This window comes from Halomonas sp. V046 (assembly GCF_052645355.1).
In genome coordinates this window covers 182,937-202,174 of sequence record NZ_JBQXYF010000005.1, presented here as the reverse complement: position 1 = coordinate 202,174, position 19,238 = coordinate 182,937, and the positions used below count along the sequence as shown (strand labels likewise).

At 61.7% G+C, this 19,238-nt stretch carries 14 protein-coding genes; 9 read left to right on the top strand and 5 right to left on the bottom strand.

All coding sequences use genetic code 11. The annotated features are described in order from the left end of the window. Window positions 1–35 precede the first annotated feature (35 nt). On the bottom strand, window positions 36–1,928 hold the full coding sequence (locus tag ACUN9Y_RS08505; RefSeq protein ID WP_445460260.1) for an ABC transporter ATP-binding protein: 1,893 nt from the start codon (window positions 1,926–1,928) through the stop codon (window positions 36–38). 305 nt (window positions 1,929–2,233) lie between these two features. Here ACUN9Y_RS08505 and soxR point away from each other — a divergent pair, with 305 nt between their 5' ends. Continuing rightward, entirely contained in the window at window positions 2,234–2,722 is a 489-nt protein-coding gene (gene soxR / locus ACUN9Y_RS08500; RefSeq protein WP_445460259.1) for a redox-sensitive transcriptional activator SoxR, read from the top strand. 148 nt (window positions 2,723–2,870) lie between these two features. Here soxR and ACUN9Y_RS08495 read toward each other — a convergent pair whose 3' ends face one another. From ACUN9Y_RS08495 to ACUN9Y_RS08485, 3 genes are all read right to left on the bottom strand, one after another. Continuing rightward, window positions 2,871–4,325, bottom strand: a complete 1,455-nt coding sequence (locus tag ACUN9Y_RS08495) for an NCS1 family nucleobase:cation symporter-1 (RefSeq protein WP_445460258.1) — start codon at window positions 4,323–4,325, stop codon at window positions 2,871–2,873. A gap of 79 nt (window positions 4,326–4,404) precedes the next feature. Further along, window positions 4,405–5,781, bottom strand: a complete 1,377-nt coding sequence (locus tag ACUN9Y_RS08490; RefSeq protein WP_445460257.1) for an NCS1 family transporter — start codon at window positions 5,779–5,781, stop codon at window positions 4,405–4,407. 186 nt (window positions 5,782–5,967) lie between these two features. Beyond that, window positions 5,968–6,732: an aspartate/glutamate racemase family protein gene (locus ACUN9Y_RS08485; protein WP_445460256.1), complete on the bottom strand. Its 765-nt coding sequence runs from the start codon at window positions 6,730–6,732 to the stop codon at window positions 5,968–5,970. 965 nt (window positions 6,733–7,697) lie between these two features. Here ACUN9Y_RS08485 and puuE point away from each other — a divergent pair. The 4 genes from puuE to hydA all read left to right on the top strand — a co-directional run bounded on the left by puuE (window position 7,698) and on the right by hydA (window position 12,047). Then, window positions 7,698–8,672, top strand: a complete 975-nt coding sequence (puuE, locus tag ACUN9Y_RS08480; RefSeq protein ID WP_445460255.1) for an allantoinase PuuE — start codon at window positions 7,698–7,700, stop codon at window positions 8,670–8,672. Between the two features lie 90 nt (window positions 8,673–8,762). Further along, the gene (locus ACUN9Y_RS08475) at window positions 8,763–9,251 is read left to right on the top strand and encodes an ureidoglycolate lyase (RefSeq protein WP_445460254.1); all 489 of its coding nucleotides are present in this window, start codon (window positions 8,763–8,765) and stop codon (window positions 9,249–9,251) included. Window positions 9,252–9,410: 159 nt separating this feature from the next. Then, window positions 9,411–10,253 (top strand): bifunctional allantoicase/(S)-ureidoglycine aminohydrolase, encoded by an 843-nt coding sequence (locus ACUN9Y_RS08470; RefSeq protein ID WP_445460253.1) that lies wholly within the window; start codon window positions 9,411–9,413, stop codon window positions 10,251–10,253. A gap of 327 nt (window positions 10,254–10,580) precedes the next feature. Further along, window positions 10,581–12,047: a dihydropyrimidinase gene (gene hydA / locus ACUN9Y_RS08465; protein WP_445460252.1), complete on the top strand. Its 1,467-nt coding sequence runs from the start codon at window positions 10,581–10,583 to the stop codon at window positions 12,045–12,047. A gap of 183 nt (window positions 12,048–12,230) precedes the next feature. Here the strand turns inward: hydA and ACUN9Y_RS08460 are convergent, their stop codons facing one another. After that, window positions 12,231–14,300 (bottom strand): EAL domain-containing protein, encoded by a 2,070-nt coding sequence (locus ACUN9Y_RS08460; RefSeq protein ID WP_445460251.1) that lies wholly within the window; start codon window positions 14,298–14,300, stop codon window positions 12,231–12,233. Window positions 14,301–15,005: 705 nt separating this feature from the next. On the opposite strand from ACUN9Y_RS08460, the gene ACUN9Y_RS08455 reads away from it, so the two are divergent. The 4 genes from ACUN9Y_RS08455 to ACUN9Y_RS08440 all read left to right on the top strand — a co-directional run bounded on the left by ACUN9Y_RS08455 (window position 15,006) and on the right by ACUN9Y_RS08440 (window position 19,203). Further along, window positions 15,006–15,287: a hypothetical protein gene (locus ACUN9Y_RS08455; protein ID WP_445460250.1), complete on the top strand. Its 282-nt coding sequence runs from the start codon at window positions 15,006–15,008 to the stop codon at window positions 15,285–15,287. Between the two features lie 44 nt (window positions 15,288–15,331). Then, entirely contained in the window at window positions 15,332–17,107 is a 1,776-nt protein-coding gene (gcl, locus tag ACUN9Y_RS08450; protein WP_445460249.1) for a glyoxylate carboligase, read from the top strand. Window positions 17,108–17,383: 276 nt separating this feature from the next. Continuing rightward, window positions 17,384–18,166 (top strand): hydroxypyruvate isomerase, encoded by a 783-nt coding sequence (gene hyi / locus ACUN9Y_RS08445; protein WP_445460248.1) that lies wholly within the window; start codon window positions 17,384–17,386, stop codon window positions 18,164–18,166. 149 nt (window positions 18,167–18,315) lie between these two features. Then, the gene (locus tag ACUN9Y_RS08440) at window positions 18,316–19,203 is read left to right on the top strand and encodes a 2-hydroxy-3-oxopropionate reductase (protein ID WP_445460247.1); all 888 of its coding nucleotides are present in this window, start codon (window positions 18,316–18,318) and stop codon (window positions 19,201–19,203) included. Window positions 19,204–19,238 lie beyond the last annotated feature (35 nt).

Below are 19,238 nucleotides of genomic sequence, written 5' to 3'. Positions count from 1 at the left end.
ACGGGCCTCCTAGACAGGCCTCCTGGACGGGCCCCCTAGACCGGCACATCATCGCGGCTCGAGGTCGTCGACGCCTGGGCATCGAGGCCGAGAAAGCCGCCGGATTGACGCCGCCACAGGCTAGCGTAGATGCCGTCTTCGGCTAGTAGCTCGTCGTGGCTGCCGATCTCGACGATGCGTCCCTGGTCCATGACCACCAGACGGTCGAGCATGGCGATGGTCGACAGGCGGTGGGCGATGGCGATCACCGTCTTGCCTTCCATCAGCGAGAAGAGCTGTTCCTGAATGGCCGCCTCGACCTCGGAATCCAGCGCCGAGGTGGCTTCATCGAGCACCAGAATCGGCGCGTCCTTGAGCAGGACCCGCGCGATGGCGATGCGTTGGCGCTGGCCTCCCGAGAGCTTGACGCCGCGTTCACCGACGTGGGCATCGTAGCCGGTCCGCCCGCTGGGATCGTGAGCCCCTTGAATAAAGGCATCGGCGTGGGCACGACGCGCCGCCTCGACGATTTCCTCGTCGCTGGCGTCCGGTCGACCGTAGCCGATGTTGTCGCGGATCGAGCGATGCAGCAACGAGGTATCCTGGGTCACCAGGCCGATCTGCTGGCGCAGGGACTGCTGGGTGACGCCGGCGATATCCTGACCGTCGATCAGGATGCGTCCGCTCTCCAGGTCATAGAACCGTAGCAGCAGGTTGACCAGCGTCGACTTGCCGGCGCCGGAGCGCCCGACCAGGCCGATGCGCTCACCGGGGCGAATGGTCAGTGATAGATCGTCGATGACCGCGCTGGGCGGCGTGGCGATGCCCGGCACCTGGCCGTAGTTGAAGCGAATGTGATCGAGGCGAATCTCGCTATGGCGGGTCACCAGGTCGGTGGCGTCAGGGGCGTCGGTAATGGCCTTGGGCTGCGCGAGGGTGTTGATGCCGTCCTGTACCGTACCGATGTTCTCGAACAGGCCGGCCACTTCCCACAGAATCCAGTCCGACATGCCGCGAATACGCATGACAAGACCGATGGCGACCGCAATAGCGCCCAGTGAAATCAGCGCCTGGTGCCAGGCGAGGATGGCGATGGCGCCGACCGAGACGAGCAGCAACGAGTTGAGTATCTGCAGGCTCACCGTCAGCTGGGTGACCAGCCGCATCTGACGGTAGACCGTCTGCATGAAGCCGTCCATGGCGTTGCGCGCGTAGTCGTGCTCGCGGCGGGTGTGGGCGAACAGCTTGATGGTCTGGATATTGGTGTAGCTGTCGACCACGCGCCCGGTCATCTGGGCCCGGGCGTCGGCCTGGGCCTTGGAGATGCCGCGAAGCCGCGGCACGAAGTGGATCAGCAGGCCGATGTAGCCGGCCAGCCACACCACCAAGGGGGCCATCAGCCACGGGTCTGCCTGTCCCATCAGGATCATGGCGCCGGTGAAATAGACCAGGATGTAGACGAACACATCCATCAGCTTCATTACCGTCTCGCGAATGGCCAGCGACGTCTGCATGACCTTCTGAGATACCCGTCCGGCGAACTCATCCTGGAAGAATGGCAGGCTCTGATCGAGCAGGTAGCGATGGGACAGCCAGCGCACGATCATCGGGTAATTGCCGAAGATGCTCTGATGCGTGATCAGCGAACTCGCCAGCACCAGCAAGGGGAATACCACGACGATGAGCACGGCCATGGCGGCGAGCTCCCAGCCGTATTCGGACAGGAAGGTGTCCCGAGAGGCGTTGCCGAGCCAGTCGACCAGATCCCCCATGTAGGCGAAGAACACCACCTCGGTGATGGACACCAGGGCGGTCAGCAACGACATCACCATCAACAGTGGCAGCATCGGCCGCGAATAGTGGTAGAGAAACGCCAGCAGATCGTTGGGCGGCGTGGTCGGCTCGCCGTCCGGGTAGGGATTGATCAACGACTCGAAGAAACGAAACATATAAGGTTGCCTTGCGCGATAGTGATGTCAGGAACCGTTCGGTATTGCCGTGGACGGCGGTGCGAAGACTACCGTAAGACCTCAATATAACTTGAGGTCAAGGCCAGAAGGGTACTCGATCTGGCTGACGCTGAAGGATGCTAGCGCAGGGCCTTACCGGCACCGGTGAGGTCGTCGCCTCGACCTTCGCCTCGACCTTCGCCAGGGCCGCAGGGCGTCCGTCACCATCTTCCTCGGCTTGCCTGATAAGTGCCAGAGGTCTATACCTGAAGCAATATTGAGGTTGGGTGGGGCCTGGGGACGAAATGGGTGCGGGAGCGGTGGAAAACGGAGGCGCATCGGTGAGCAAGACAGGCGGAAAGCGACAACGGCTCAGCGTAGGCGAGGTCGCTGCCCGTAGTGGCGTGGCCGTGTCCACGCTGCATTTCTACGAAGCCAAGGGGCTGATCTCGAGTGAACGCAATGCTGGCAATCAGCGGCGTTACTCTCGAGATGTGCTGCGCCGGGTTGCCATCATCAAGGTGGCGCAGCGCACCGGTATGCCGCTTTCGTCGATTCGCCGGGCCTTGCTGACCCTGCCCGAGGGACAGCGGGCCACGGCGGCGGACTGGGGCCGGTTGTCGGCGCACTGGCGTGACGAACTCGATGCGCGCATTGCGGGACTCGTTCAGTTGCGTGACCAGCTCGATCACTGCATCGGTTGTGGCTGCCTGTCGCTGGGCGACTGCCCTCTGCGTAACCCCGAGGACGCGCTTGGCGAGCAGGGGCCGGGCGCTCAGTTGCTGGAGCACTGACGGCCCCCTGGCGTTGCGACGTGCGGTAGACGACAACGGCGCCACGATCATCGCGGCGCCGCTGTCGTTGTCGTTGTCTTTGTCGTTGTCGTTGTCGTTGTCGTTGTCGTTGTCGTTATCGCTGTGTCGCTCGCGAGTGGCGCAAGCTTCAAGCCGTCGCGGCGGTAGCGGTCTGTCCGCGCATCAGCACAAGATAGATCACGCCGCCGAGCGCTGCGCCCATCATCCAGCCGAAACCGGCCAGGTCGGCCATGGCCGGCACCACCACCGTGCCCAGCGAGAACATGGCGGCCAGGGCGAAGGCGGCCAGGGCCCTCAGGTTCCAGCCGTTGGTGTAGGTGTAGGCGTCACCTTCCGCGGCCGAGAACAGCGCCTGGACATCGAGCTTGCCGCCCTTCACCACGTAGTAGTCGGCGACGATGATGCCGTAGAAGGGCGCGACGATGGCGCCGACGGCGTTGACGAACCCGGGCACACCGATCTGGCTGATCAGCGAGACCCACAGCGCGCCCACGACGAAGGCCACGCAGGCGGTGATCAGGCCACCGGTACGGAAGCTGATATGGCGCGGGAACAGGTTGGCCAGGTCATAGGCCGGCGGAATGAAGTTGGCCACCAGGTTGATGCCCACGGTGGCGGCGAAGAAGGTCAGCGCCGCAAGCAAGGTCAGCGGCAGGGCGTCGACCCGTTCGACGATATCGGTGGGGTTGGTCAGTGCCTCGCCGAACAGCACCATGGTGCCGGCGGTGATGATCAAGGCGATGAACGAGAAGAAGGCGACGTTCAGGGGCAGGCCGAGCAGATTGCCCAGCTTCATCTGGCGCTCGGTCTTCACGAAGCGGGTGAAGTCACCGAAGTTGATCACCACCGCGGCGAAGTAGGCCACCATGGTACCGACGATGGCCGCAAAGGCGCCGATGCCGCCGCGGCCTTCGCCCTCGGAAGAAAAGATGCTGCCGACCGCGGGCAGCAGTTGGTCGCCGGCCTGCCACCAGATGATCGCCATCAGTGCCACCATGACCACGTAGACCAACGGTCCCGCCCAGTTGAGGAAGTGCTTGATGCGCTCGATGCCGGCCCAGAAGATCGCCAGCTGGAACACCCATACCAGCACGAACGCCAGCCACGCCACCGGCGACAGGCCGAGAATCCCGGCGCCACCATCGGTACCGATCAGCGCGGTAATCATCAGGGTCACGGCGGTGGAGGCGAAGTACGTCTGCACGCCGTACCAGAAGATGCCGACGATGGCGCGCAGCAGTGCCGGCAGGTTGGAGCCGCGCACCCCCATGCTGGCGCGAACCATCACCGGAAAGGGAATGCCGTAGCGCACGCTCGGGCTACCGGTCAGATTGACCAGGAACATCACGATCACTCCGGACAGGATGATCGCGGCCATCACCGCCCAGCCGTTCAAGTTGTAGGACAGAAACATCGAGGCGGCCAAGGTGTAGCCGAACAGGCTCTGGATATCGTTGGACCAGACGTTGAAGATCTCGAACGCCCCCCAGGTGCGTTTGGCATGGGGGAGTGGGGCGAGATCCTTGTTGTACAGCGAGGGGTCGACCCGGGATGGGTCGAGGGCCAGTTCATCCTGGTGCATGGGGAATCCTGTTGTTGTTGGTCGTCAAAACGGGCGACTCGGAAGACGGTCGGGCCGTACCGGCGGCCTGACCGATGGATCACTCGGTGAAGCGACGGCAGCCCTGCCAGTAGCGCATCAAGAGCAGATAGGTGAGGCCAGCAGGGATGAGGCTGGCGTACCAGGACACCGTCGAGACGCTGAACGCCGCCACCACGCCGACTACGGTGGCGATCAACGCCGCCGGATTGACGCCGCGATAGGGGCCGTTCTCGTCATACAGCTTGGCCAGGTCCAGGGTGCGTCGACGCACCAGGTAGTAGTCCACCACCAGCACGGCAAAGATCGGGCCGAGGAATGCCGAGTAGGTCTGGACGAAGACCTGCAGGCCGGCCGCCGACTCGTCCTTGACCAACTCCCAGGGGAAGGTGGCGAAGGCCAGCAGGCCGACGATGATGGACGCCTTGCGATAGCCGAGCTTGAAGGTGTCCATCAGTACGTAGGTCGGCGGCACCACGTTGTTGAGGACGTTGGTGGTGACCTGGGCGAAGGCGATGAACAACAGCGTCGTCATCAGCAGCGGTGTGTTGTCCACCGCGTTGGCGAAGACCTTGATCGGGTCGGCAACACCAGTGGCCTCGGACACCATGTAGCCGATCAGGCCCATGAACAGGGTGCAGGGCAGAATCGACATGGCGTAGATGGTGGTCAGCAGGCCTGGGCCGGTACCTTCCTTGTGTTCACGAGAGTAGTCGCTGACATTGAGCATCATCGTCGAGTAGATGCCGAGAAACAGCATGGTGGCTCCCCAGAACGGCATGCCCCAGGAGCCTTCCATGGTCAGCAGGTTGGCCGAGAGCACATCGCCGTAGCGCACCACTGTGCTGTAGAACATGTATACCAGCGAGGCCAGGATGAAGGCGCTGCCGATGTTCTCGAGCCACTTGATGCCCTGAAAGCCCAGTACCGACAGGGCGATCTGCAAGAACTGAAAACCGATGAAGAACACGATCAGGTTGTCATAGCCAAACAGGGTGGCCGACACCAGATTGAGGGCACCCGCCCCGATCCAGCTTTGAAAGCCGTACCAGACAATGGCGGGCACGGCGCGTATCAAACCGGGCAGGCGAGTGCCCTGGAAGCCGAACGCCGAGCGCGCCTGCACCATGAAGGGGATGCCATACTTGTAGCCGGCGGCGCCGTTGACGGCGAGCGCGATACCGATGACGAAACAGCCGATGGCGATGGCTACGGTGGCCTGGATCAGGTTCAGGGTACCGACGACGCTCGAGCCCATGGTGAAGGTGCCGATGGAGACGCAGCCGCCGAACCAAGCGAGCAAGTAGGAGGTGCGACCCATGATGCGGGTCGACTGGGGGGCCAGGGATTCATCGCCCGCGTTCTTGGTCGCCGCCGCAATGGCGGCGTCGCTGGGCGGGGCGGAAGCCGGGTCTGGTCGAGTGGTGGAGGTTGTCATGATAAGCCTCTCGTAGCTTGTGCTTGTTGTTATGTCCGGGGGCAGCCATTGCCATCTGGCTGCGGTGCGGTCTGGGTGTCTTGCGTGTGAATCGCTGCCCGATGCCGTCGTCCAGGATGCTGTGGGTGCTGGCTGGGCACGTCTCGTTTGTCGCCTCTGGTGGTCTTGCGGTGGCCTTGATGACGCTCAGCGCTGACTGAGGTCTCGTCCGGACAGGTGGGCGAAATCGCCGGTGAAGGCCTTGGGTCGCGGGAAGGCCAGGTCGCCTACCTTGCAAGTAGCAAGTTTCAGGCCAACCAGCGCCTCGGCGAGCTTTACCGCCGCCGTGACGCCTTCGACCACGGGCAGTCCGACCTCACGGCTGATCGTCTCGGTCAGATTGGCCATGCCGCCGCAGCCGAGCACGATGGCGCCGACGCCATCTTCATCTCGGGCGCGCCGGCTTTCTTCGATGATCTTGGTCAGGGCACTGTCACTGTCTTCCTCCAGGTCCAGCACCGGAATCTCGGCGGCTCGTACCCGTCGGCAGTGGTGGCGGAAGCCATACTGGTCGAGCAGGTGTTCGGCAATGATGACCGTGCGCCCGAGGGTCGTGACCACCGAGAAACGTGTCGCGATCAGGGTCGCCATATGGAAGGCGGCTTCGGCGATGCCGATGACCGGCGCCCGCGTCGCTTCGCGGGCCGCCAGCAGGCCCGGGTCGCCAAAGCAGGCAATGATGTAGGCGTCGACCGGAGCCTCACTCGGCGCCTCTCGATCCAGGCGCATGACTTCCTCAACGACGCCGACGGCGCTGATCGCCTCGTCGAAGTGGCCTTCGATGGAGACCGGGCCGCTGGCGGGCTGTGACGCCGTGATGGTCGTGCCATTGGCGGCGATGGCCTTGCCGGCCTCGCCAATGGTCGCGGTCATGCCCGACGTGGTATTGGGGTTGATCAGATGGATGCGCATAGGAGATGGAGCCTTGTGGACGATGACGTATTCGTTTGTACACAAAATAGCCCTCCTTGAAATGCCCTGCAAGGCATCAGGTAACGTTGCGGAAAGAGTGTATTTTATTTTTTAAAAACAACCGCTTGAATGATATGCATATGAAGGGAAGACGTGTCTTTTTATACTGTGTTCTGTTGTTGTTGTTCATTTTTCCGTGGTGTAGTGGCGATTTTTTGATGATTTTTGTATACAGTTATGGTGGCTGTCGTCTCTAGCCGCCCGCCGGTGGTCGCGGTGTCTCGGTCTTGGGTCGCAAAGGCGGCGTTTGCAGCGGCCGAGCGGGGTGGTCAGATACGGTTGCCGTCTGGCACCGGTGCCGTACGACAAAGCGCTCGGTCGACGACGTGAGGCGCTTATAGTGAGGCGCTTAAGTGAGACGCTTAAGTGAGGCGTCAGCCAGCGCGGCGCTGGCGCCACACGCAGAGACGTCGCGATTCGTTCGATAGCGTGACGAGAGCCTTGAACTCTATTTGGGTACAGTTTAATTTGTCTTTGTATACATAAAGTTCATGGCTCAGCTGCGTGCCAGCCGAACGCCTATGATGACCAGTCGGCGGGTGGTGAACGGGCGACCATTGGGCTAGGTGAACTCACGCACGGCACCGATCGGTGAAAGCCCCCGAAAGCCGTATCCGCCGAGCCTCTGCGGCACGACAGCAACCCCAGCGATGGACGCGTCGAGTTGGCTGCTTGCACCCGGTGGCAACGCATAAGCCGTATCGCCGGTCGAATTGTATCGATGTCGTGGATCGATACCCTGGCCTGGAGAGTTCCCTGTCCCCCAGTCTGGACAGTCTCTAGCCAAGGTCGCGTGAGGCCCACGAGCGCACCGTTTGCCAGGTCATCGCCGGTACGCGACCGATAACAACAGCACGCCAGCGCACCTGTCCCACGGCGGGGCGCCGGTCCAGGAGTCCTTTATTATGAGCATGTCTTCGTCATCTCGAGATTCACGCCAGGGTTCACCGCACTATCCTCGCGACCTGGTCGGCTATGGTGCCAAGCCGCCCCACGCCAACTGGCCGGGCAAGGCCAAGATTGCCGTACAGTTCGTGCTGAACTATGAGGAAGGCGGTGAGAACAATGTGCTGCATGGTGATTCGGGGTCCGAGCAGTTTCTGTCAGAGATCATCGGTGCGGACAGCTATCCGGATCGCCATCTGAGCATGGAGTCGATCTACGAGTACGGGTCACGGGCGGGTGTCTGGCGCGTGCTGAGAGAGTTCGAACGACGCGGTCTCCCGCTGACGGTATTTGGCGTCGCCATGGCGCTTGAGCGCCACCCCGAAGTGGCCCATGCCTTCAAGGAGCTGGGCCACGAGATCGCCTGCCACGGCTATCGCTGGATTCACTATCAGCAGATGCCGGAGAAGATCGAGCGTGAGCACATGCGTCGGGCCCTCGAGATCTTCGATACGCTCTACGGCGAGAAGCCGCTTGGCTGGTACACCGGGCGTGACAGCCCCAATACCCGGCGCCTGGTGCTCGACGAGGGCAGCTTCCTGTACGACAGCGACTACTATGGCGATGACCTGCCGTTCTGGACCTGTGAGACAGACAGTGACGGCCAGCACAAGCCGCATCTGGTGGTGCCGTACACCCTCGATACCAATGACATGCGCTTCGCCGCTCCCCAGGGCTTCAACACCGCCGACCACTTCTTTACCTACCTGCGTGATGCCTTCGACGTGCTCTACGCCGAAGGCGAAGACTCGCCGAAGATGCTCTCGGTGGGATTGCACTGCCGCCTGATCGGTCGCCCTGGGCGCTTCCGTGCCCTGCAGCGCTTCCTTGATCATATCGAGTCCCATGATCGCGTCTGGGTCACCCGCCGAGTCGATATCGCCAGGCACTGGGCCGAGCACTTCCCCGCGCCGACGCCCGCGCCGCTGGGGTGATGATTTCTCCCGCTCAGCCCCGCCCCTTGAACAACCTGGGTCGTTGAACAAGGGGCGGCTGCGGTCAGACGATCTTCAAGGACACTTCTCATGCTGGAACTCATTGCACAACCGCTGACCAAAGAAGCCTTCGCGCCCTTCGGTGAGGTCATCGACTCGCGTACCTCGGACCATTTCCCGATCAATGCCGGGCGCACCCAGCGCCATCACGATCTGGCTCGGGTCGAGACGCTCGGCGACAACGCCCGCACTCTGATCAGCATCTTCGTCAGTCAGCCGATCGAACTGCCTCTGACGCTTTCCTTCCTCGAGCGCCACCCGCTGGGAAGCCAGGCCTTCATGCCGCTTCATGAAGAGCGCTTCGTGGTGGTCGTCGCTCCGGCGGGCGAGAGCTTCGATCCGCGCCAGGTCCGCGCCTTCGTCACCGACGGCCACCAGGGCGTCAACTATCACGCCGGGACCTGGCACGCGATTCAGTCGGTGCTCGAGCGCGAGGGCGAGTTCCTGGTGGTCGATCGCGGTGGCGACGGCGACAACTGTGAGGAACATCCTCTCGATGTTCGTGTCACCCTGGCGTGATGCCGTCAGCGTGATGCCAGCAATCATCATCATGAGGGCGCCTTGACGCGACGACACCGGGCGCGGCACTCACGAGCAACACCGTGCAGGAGCCAGAGCCTCGTCGTTTACGAGCATCGTGTCACGTGATCACTGCGCAACAGACAAAGGGTCAGCACCATGAATACCAGCCAGCCGCCACGTAGCTATTACGCGCCCCATGGGGGCCACCCCGACCAGAAGGTCATGACCACCGACCGGGCCATGTTTACCGAAGCCTTCGCGGTGATTCCCAAGGGGGTGTACCGCGATATCGTTACCAGCAAGCTGCCGCATTGGACCAACACCCGCCTGTGGGTGCTGTCGCGGCCCTTGTCCGGCTTCGCCGAGACGTTTTCCCAGTACATCATGGAAGTGGGGCCAGGCGGGGGCAGTGAGCGTCCGGAGCCCAACCCCGATGCCGAAGGGGTGCTGTTCGTGGTCGAGGGCGAGCTCGAGCTTGCGCTGGCCGGCCAGACCCATACCCTGACCCCGGGAGGCTACGCCTTCATTCCGCCGGGCAGCGACTGGCAGTTGCATAATCGAGGCGGCGAAGCGGTGCGCTTCCACTGGATTCGCAAGGCCTATGAGCGGGTCGATGGCATCGATCTGCCCGAGCCGATTGTCACCAACGAGAATGACGTCGCCCCGACGGTGATGCCGGACTGCAACGAGGTGTGGGCCACGACTCGCTTCGTTGATCCCGACGACATGCGCCACGATATGCATGTGACCGTGGTGACCTTCCAGCCTGGCGGTGTGATTCCCTTCGACGAGACACATGTCATGGAGCACGGTCTCTATGTGCTCGAGGGCAAGGCGGTCTACCACCTCAATCAGCAGTGGGTCGAGGTCGAGGCTGGCGACTACATGTGGCTTCGTGCCTTCTGCCCCCAGGCGTGCTACGCCGGCGGGCCGGGACCGTTCCGCTACCTGCTGTACAAGGACGTCAATCGGCACATGAAGCTGCCGACACTGAGCTGACGCGCCTTCCCGGCGAGTGCTAGGCTCCATGCAACCCCGTGCCACCCCAATGCCACCCCCGTGCCGAGACCTCGGCACGGGGGTGTTGTCGTTCAGGCCCGGGAAGGCGCGGCTCAGCGGCGCTGGTTCGGCGCGCTGATGGCGGTGCCGGTCGCCATGACGTGGTCGGTGACCAGGCGTAGTGCCAGGTGTGCAACGTAATGAGCAAGAAGCCGTGGCATTTCGATATGATGCTAGCGGTCGTGGCGTTGATCACCGCCTGGCCGGCACTGGTGCTGTGGCTGCCCACGTCATGGCAATGATAATGACAATTTCCAGAGGCTATTCATGCAATCCTTCGACACCCTGATCAAGAACGGCACCCTGATCACCGCGGCGGACCGCTTTCGTGCCGATATCGGTATTCGCGACGGGCGCATCGTTGCCTTGGGCGAGGGACTGGGCGATCTTCATGACGATTCACCTGACAACGCTCAGGTCGTGGCCAAGGAAGTCATCGATGCCACGGGCCTATGGGTGATGCCCGGCGGGATCGACGCCCACTGCCATCTCGATCAGCCGCTCGGCGACGGGGCGGTCATGGCCGATGGGTTCGTGACCGGCACGCGCTCCGCGGCGGCCGGCGGCACCACGACGGTGATTCCCTTCGCCGCCCAGTTCAAGGGCCAGAGCCTGCGTGCGGCGGTGGATGACTATCACCGGCGTAGCGATGGCCAGGCGATGATCGACTATGCCTTCCACATGATCGTCACCGATCCGACCGAGGCGGTGCTACGCGATGAACTGCCGGCGCTGATCGAGGAGGGCTACAGCTCGTTCAAGATCTACCTGACCTACGACGACCTGAAGCTCAATGATCGCGAGGTGCTCAAGGTCTTGGCCCTGGCCCGTCGGGAAGGCGCCATGGTGATGGTTCACGCCGAGAACGCCGATTGCATCGCTTACCTGACCGAGCTCCTCGAGTCACAAGGGCGAACGGCGCCGCACTATCATGCCGAGGCGCACTCGGCGATCGCCGAGCGCGAGGCGACCCACCGGGCCATCTCCCTGGCCGAGTTGATCGACGTGCCGCTGTTGATCGTGCACGTCTCGGGGCCCGAGGCCATCGAGCAGATCCGCTGGGCCCAGGGCCGTGGTCTACGCGTCTATGGCGAGACCTGTCCTCAATACCTGATGCTGACCGCCGCGGATCTGGAGGCCGACGGCTTCGAGGGAGCCAAGTGCCTGTGCAGTCCGCCACCTCGTAACAAGGCTGCCCAGGAAGCGGTGTGGCAAGCCTTGGAGAATGGTGTCTTCCAGGTCTTTTCCTCGGATCACGCCCCCTTTCGCTTCGACGACGACAAGGGCAAGAAGCTCCACGGCGAATCGGCAAGCTTCGCTCATGTTCCCAACGGGATTCCCGGTCTCGAGACGCGCCTGGCCATCCTGTTCTCCGAGGGTGTCATCAAGCAGCGTATCGATGCGACGCGCTTCGTGGCGTTGACGGCGACCAACCCGGCCAAGATCTATGGGCTCTACCCGCGCAAGGGCACTATCGCCATCGGCAGCGACGCTGACCTGACGCTGTGGGACCCCGAGGCTCGGGTCACGGTGCGTAACGCCGATCTTCATCATGGCGTGGATTACACCCCCTATGAGGGACTCGAACTGAGTGGACGAGTGGCGCTGACCTTGTGCCGTGGTCGCGTGGTGTCCCGTGATGGCCGCCCCACAGGGCGCCCAGGCGATGGCTTGTTCTTGCGCTGTGACAGGCCGACGCCGGCGCGGCCCCGTGGGGAATCCAAGGGATTCTGAGGCACCGAGGACATCCACCACAGCCAAACGGCGCTTCGCCGAGAGCATCTGCCGGGAGCCACAAGGCTCAATATATGTCCGTCGACCCGCTCGAAAGACCGCGCCGTCGGCGGGTGCTCCCTTCGTCTGTCGGGCAGGCAGCTTGGCCAGTCTGCCCAGGGGCTACCGCCCTCGGCCGAGCACTCATTCCGGCGGCGTCGGGGCCTGCTGTTCCTGGCGCAACAGCGCTTCAAGCTCGGCAGATTCCATAGGTCGGTGCAGGAAGTAGCCCTGCATCAAGTCCACGCCGATGTTCTGTAGAAACTGCATCTTCTGCTCGTCGTCGACGCCCTCGATGATGACTTGCATTTCGAGAGTTCGGCACAGGTTGTGGATAGACTCGACAACATGAGCCTGGCGTGGGTCGGTAACGCGCTTGATCAGCGATTTGTCCAGTTTGACGTAGTCCACCGTCAGTTGGCTCAGGTAGCTGAATGACGAGTAGCCACTGCCAAAGTCATCGAGCGCGAACTGAACGTCCATGCCTTGAAACATTTCGATATCGGCCACGGTTCCAGCGATATTTCTTAGCAGAGATTGCTCCGTAATTTCTACGCCAATAGAGTTGACTGGGCAGTCGTTTAATGCGTTATAGAAGCACTTTCTAACGCTCGGGCTAGAGAAAAAAAGTGGCGTCGTGTTGATGAAGAGTCGCTTGGAAAACCCAAGATCTTCCCAATGATTTATAGCGATCGATGCGTTACGAATGACCCAGCACTCGATGCCTTCCATGACGCTCGAGTGGTGGCGCAAGATGTTGAGGAATCGAGGGCGGTGGAGGATGCCATTCTTATCGCGAAATCTTAGCAGCGCTTCAACGTGTTTGATGCGCATTGTTCGCACGTCCATTATCGGCTGGAAGACCAGGTGAAGATGCCCCTCCTTTAGCCATCTAAGCGTTCTGTCAGCCTGCTTGATACGACTCCACCGATTGGTACTTTCTTCCGTCAACACGATGTCCAGCGCGTTGTCGCTGAATGCCGATTCTGGGTCGTTTGTCAGCGGGAATTCCGGACGATTATTCTCCGTGGATCGTTCGCGACGAACGTATCTACGCCAGGCCACGGTGTATATTGATACTCCGCATACGAGACAAATAAGCTGTAGTAGCATGGAAGGTATGTTGAGCCCGCCGAAGGCGATGTAACTACTGGCAAAGACAGGCAATGCCCAGTGTACGCTATTGGGCTGAGGCTCTACCCAGCCCATCGACATGGCTGTATAAGCGATGGTTGCGTTGACCGTAGGGACAGCGATAAACGCCCATGCCATCCGTGGGTTGAAGACCAGGGGAATGCCAAAGACCAGAGTTTCACTGATGTTGAAAAGCGTCAGGGGGGCCGAAATTTTGGCCAACGACTTATACTCGCGGCGAGAGTTCACCACGAGCATGACCAACATGAGACAGAATACCGAGCCCGCTCCTCCGGGTGTGGCATACAGGGTGAAGAACTCCGGCGAGGGCAGGTTTAAAATATCGCTCTTGCCTTGAAGGTACTCGTATACGCCGAGCATCGTCGCATATCCGTGTATCGAGAACAGCGACAGGACCTGAAGAAACATCACGAAAAGAATGACTTCTACATTATAAGGGATTCGGTTGATCAGCGCCTCGTAGATGCCAGGGGCGTAGTGGCGCGAGAACTCTTCGAATAGAAGCCGGACGACAATGGCGCAGATGACGGCAGCCACTCCGGGGATCACATAGCGCAGGTTGAGGGTGATCATCTGGCTCATTACCACTCGCTGCGGGCCGCTCAGCGAGCGCTCTCGGCTGAATATCTTGAAGGCGTAGTGGGTCAGGACGATGGCAGGAAAAATGGCGATCGTAGAATCTTGTCCCCGGAAGTGTGGGCCGGGCAAGCTCATCAGTTGGGACCAGCCACACAGGATCCAGAACACCAGCAATGAGATCAGCATGATCGCCGGTGCACGTATGCGATCGTGGCTGTTCAAATGCCAGGTCAGCGACAGCAGGATGACTTCGGGAAATAGCTCCAGAATAAAGGCGGCAAGGTGATCGACGTAGGAGGTGATCTGGTTGTTGATTCCGGCGAAGTCGCATACGTTATCGATAACGGTAACGATGGCCATGACGATCACGTAGGGCAGGATCGAAAGATAGCCATTACGGATCGCAAGCAACGTGCGATGCGCTGCCAGGTTCGAAAAGCCTTCACCGATACCGTGGAGATCCGTTTGCGCCCGGCGCATATACCGCCCCGTCACAGTCGAGGGAGCCCTCTGAAGCCCGGGGGTCTATCTCGGCCGGTCACAGGGGTTGGGGAATTGTTGTGTTTTCAGTGCTGACTCACGATGAGCCTGTTACGGGTCAAGGTAGGCATAAACACTGCTGCTTCGCCCGTAACTCTGTAGAACTCTGCTGATTCTTTAATGATTCTGGACCGAAAGGGCCGATTTAGGCGAATCGCCTCATCAGAAACTACCGTTCAGGCACAGAATCTCCGCATGACGGCGGCGTCTTGGAGATGCTGGCGCGGTGGCGCCTCTCATCGGCTGAGGCACAGCAGCGGCGGTGGCGCTAATCCCGCGTGATAACCGCTGGCCTGTTCAGTGGCTCCCCGGAACGTCCGGCGTGGCATCGTGTATTGAAGCCGTGAATTAGGGTGAAGCCCACCGCCAGCGTCGCCTCGCGTCGGCAAGGTGGCCCGTCGGTGCCGCTGTTCAAGGCCGGTCTCGGTGACACCAGCCACGTCTTTCTCCTGTCGTTTTCCTGCGCTAGCCAACCCCGCGCCTGACGAATTCACCGCTGGCCGAGGGGTAAGGGCGTGGCGCTCCGCAGTGGGCTGTCGCGGCGACCAGGGCCCCGTTTCCACAGGGAGGTGTCCGGCAAGGCGCCAGGGCCTCGGTACCGTTGTGGCTAGGTTCCGAAGGGGCAGCGTCCAGGGCAGGGTATCGGTGCGCATTCAGGTCATTGTGGCCTATCGGCGTAGCTCGTTCGCCGATAACGCCAGCGGAGGCGCGACAGGGGGCGGTATTCGCCATGAGGATGTGAAGCCGGCAAATAATGCGCCTCCTGAATATCTAATTATCATTTTATTATCAATGGGTTATAGGAATCTTCCTGCGACGATGAAAAGTTTTGTGGAATTTTTTTCCATAAATCCTGGCGTCGTCGCGGCGTGGCTGCTACAAATAATGAAAATGTTTTTCACGAAAGATGCCTGTATGACAGTGTAGGCTTCTTATTGTATACAATAATTAGACTAGGAAGGAGACGCATCATGGCTCGCATGTCCGCTGCCGACGCTGCCATTCACGTGCTTCGCAAGGAAGGTATCGACGTTGCCTTCGGGCTGCCCGGCGCTGCTATCAACCCGTTCTATGCCGCGATGCGGCGTGTGGGCGGAATCGATCATGTACTGGCGCGTCACGTCGAGGGTGCCTCCCACATGGCGGAAGGCTATACCCGCACCAAGGCGGGCAATATCGGTGTCTGCATCGGGACTTCTGGCCCGGCCGGGACCGATATGATCACCGGCCTGTACTCGGCCTCGGCGGATTCCATTCCGATCTTGTGTATCACCGGTCAGGCGCCGAGCAACAAGCTGCACAAGGAAGACTTCCAGGCGGTGGACATCCAGGCCATCGCCGGGCCGGTGACCAAGTGGGCGATTACCGTGCTGGAAGCCGCCCAGGTGCCGCGCGCCTTCCAGCAGGCCTTTCAGTTGATGCGTTCGTCGCGGCCGGGGCCGGTGCTGATCGACCTGCCGATCGATGTGCAGATGACCGAGATCGAGTTCGACCCGGACACCTATGAGCCGTTACCGGCCTACAAGCCCTCCGCGAGTCGTGCCCAGATCGAGAAGGCGCTGGCGATGCTTAACGCCTCCGAGCGTCCGCTGCTGGTGGCCGGTGGTGGCATCATCAACGCCGACGCTGCGGATCTGCTGCAAGATTTTGCCGAATTGACCGGGGTGCCGGTGATTCCGACCCTGATGGGGTGGGGCACGGTGCCGGACGACCACCCCCTCATGGCGGGCATGGTTGGGCTGCAGACCTCGCATCGGTACGGCAATGCGACCATGCTCGAGTCCGACTTCGTGATGGGCATTGGTAACCGGTGGGCCAACCGCCACACAGGTACGCTCGAGACCTATACCGAGGGACGCACCTTCGTCCATGTCGATATCGAGCCGACCCAGATTGGACGCATCTTCGGCCCGGACTACGGCATCGTCTCGGATGCCAAGGCGGCGCTTGAGCTGTTCATCGAGGTCGCCCGCGAGTGGCAGTCCGAGGGACGGTTGAAAGATCGCTCTGCCTGGGCGGAATCCTGCCAGGAGCGCAAGCGTACCCTGCTGCGCAAGACCCACTTCGACGATGTGCCGGTCAAGCCGCAGCGCGTCTATGAAGAGATGAACAAGGTGTTCGGGCGTGACACTCGCTATGTCAGCACCATCGGCCTTTCGCAGATCGCCGGTGCCCAGTTTCTCCACGTCTACAAGCCGCGCCATTGGATCAACTGTGGCCAGGCAGGTCCGCTCGGCTGGACCATCCCGGCGGCGCTGGGGGTATGTCGTGCCGATCCCGAAGCCAATGTGGTGGCGCTGTCCGGTGACTACGACTTCCAGTTCATGCTCGAGGAACTCGCGGTCGGCGCCCAGTTCAATCTGCCGTATATCCACGTGCTGGTGAACAACGCCTACCTGGGGCTGATCCGTCAGGCGCAGCGCGGTTTCGATATGGACTACTGCGTGCAGTTGGCGTTCGAGAATATCAACTGCAAGGAGATCAACGGCTACGGTGTCGACCATGTGTCGGTGGCCGAAGGTCTCGGCTGCAAGGCATTGCGTGTCACTCGCCCCGAAGACATTGCGCCGGCATTGAGGCGCGCCCAGGAGCTGAAGCAGGAGTTTCGTGTGCCGGTGGTGGTCGAAGTGATCCTCGAGCGCGTGACCAATATCTCGATGGGCACCGATCTTGGCGGGATCAACGAGTTCGAGGCCCTGGCCGAGAACCTCGAGGATGCACCGAGCTCCATCGCAGCGTTGCGGTGAATATTGCAACGGCAACGGCGTCGGGTGTTGCCAGTGACAAGGCCCCTGGCGCCTGTCGTGGGGCAACCCCCGACATTGTCTGAACCGGCGCGGCCGGACCGCGCCCCCGCTTGGCCAACCAGTGGTGGGGACCATTGGGTGGCAAGTTCGACCGGCAGATCTGGCGCAACGACGAGCCAGAGACAGAGCGGTGAGGTATGACCGAGGCATTGGCCTCGGATGCTCTCATCCCACCGCGACTGCCATGCCTTTACTAAAATGACAGGGAGACCCGAGATGACGAAGTTCGCCGCCAACCTCAGCATGCTGTTCACCGAGCTGGACTTCCTCGATCGCTTCGAGGCCGCCGCCAAGGCCGGTTTCGATGGCGTCGAGTACCTTTTTCCTTACGACTTCCCGGCCGCCGACATCAAGGCGCGGCTGGATGCCAATGGTCTGACCCAGGTGTTGCACAACCTGCCGGCGGGGGACTGGGGGGCCGGGGAACGTGGCATTGCCTGCCACCCGGATCGCGTCGAGGAGTTTCGTGCCGGCGTTGATACGGCTATCGAATACGCCACCGCCCTGAGCTGCCGTCAGGTCAACTGCCTGGCCGGTATCGTGCCCCCGGGGGTCAGCCACGAGCAGGCCCACCAGACCCTGGTCGCGAATCTGCGCTACGCCGCTGAGCGAATGCAGGCGGCGGGCATTCTGCTGATCGCGGAGCCGATCAATACCCGTGATATTCCGGGCTTCTTCCTGAACCGCACCGAGCAGGCATTGGCACTGTTCGATGAGGTCGGTAGCGACAACCTGAAGCTGCAGTACGACATCTATCACATGCAGATCATGGAAGGTGACTTGGCCCCTACACTGGAAAAGCACCTGTCGCGCATCGCCCACGTGCAGTTGGCCGATAACCCCGGCCGACATGAGCCGGGCACCGGCGAGATCAACTATCCCTTCCTGTTCGACCACCTCGAGCGCCTGGGATATGGCGGTTGGATCGGCTGTGAGTACAAGCCGGCGGCTTCCACCGAGGAAGGCCTCGGTTGGCTGGATCAGGCCCGCAGTCGCTGAACGACCGACCCGCACTCACTGCCGTGATGGCGTCAATGGCCAGAGCCGATGCCGAAGGCATGAGGGCGTGACACCCACAACGCGAACATAGTGATGTTGGCGGCCTCACGGCACTCGCCGGGCCACCAGCGAATGACAGGAGAGACATGATGAGCAAGATCGGATTTATCGGACTCGGGATCATGGGGCGCCCGATGGCAGGGCACCTGCTGGACGCCGGCCACGAACTGACCGCCGTCAAGCGCGGCACTCTGGATGCGACTCTCGCCGACAAGGGCATGCGGGAGGCGGCCTCTCCCAAGGCGGTGGCCGAGGCGAGTGAGGTCATCATCACCATGGTGCCGGACACGCCGGACGTCGAAGCCGTGCTGTTCGGCGAGGATGGCGTTATCGAAGGCCTCGCGCCGGGCACCCTGGTGATCGACATGAGCTCGATTGCGCCGCTCCAGACGCAGGACTTCGCCAAGCGAGTGTCTGACGCTGGCGGTGAGTATGTCGATGCACCGGTCTCTGGCGGCGAAGGCGGGGCGATCAATGCCGCGCTGACGATCATGGTTGGCGCCACCGACGAGGGCTTCAAGCGCGCCTTGCCACTGCTCGAGGTGATGGGCAAGACCATTACCCATATCGGGGGTCACGGTGCTGGCCAGACCTGCAAGGTGGCCAACCAGATCGTGGTGGCGCTGACCATCGAGGCGGTTGCCGAGGGGCTGTTGTTCGCGTCCAAGGCCGGGGCCGATGTGGCCAAGGTGCGTGAATCGCTGCTCGGCGGTCTCGCCCAGTCGAAGATTCTCGACGTGCATGGCGAGCGCATGATCAACCGTACCTTCGATCCGGGGTTCCGTATTCGCTTGCACCAGAAGGATCTCAACCTGGCCCTCGAGGGCGCGCGGGGCCTCAAGCTCGCCCTGCCCGGGACCGCCAATGCTCAGCAACTGTTCCAGGCCTGTGCAGCGCAAGGCGGCGAAGACTGGGATCATGCCGGCATCCTGAGAGCACTGGAATCGCTCGCCGACCACGAGGTCGGCAGCCGCTGAGTCCTTTCCATCGCGATCGCTCGCGGTCGCGATGG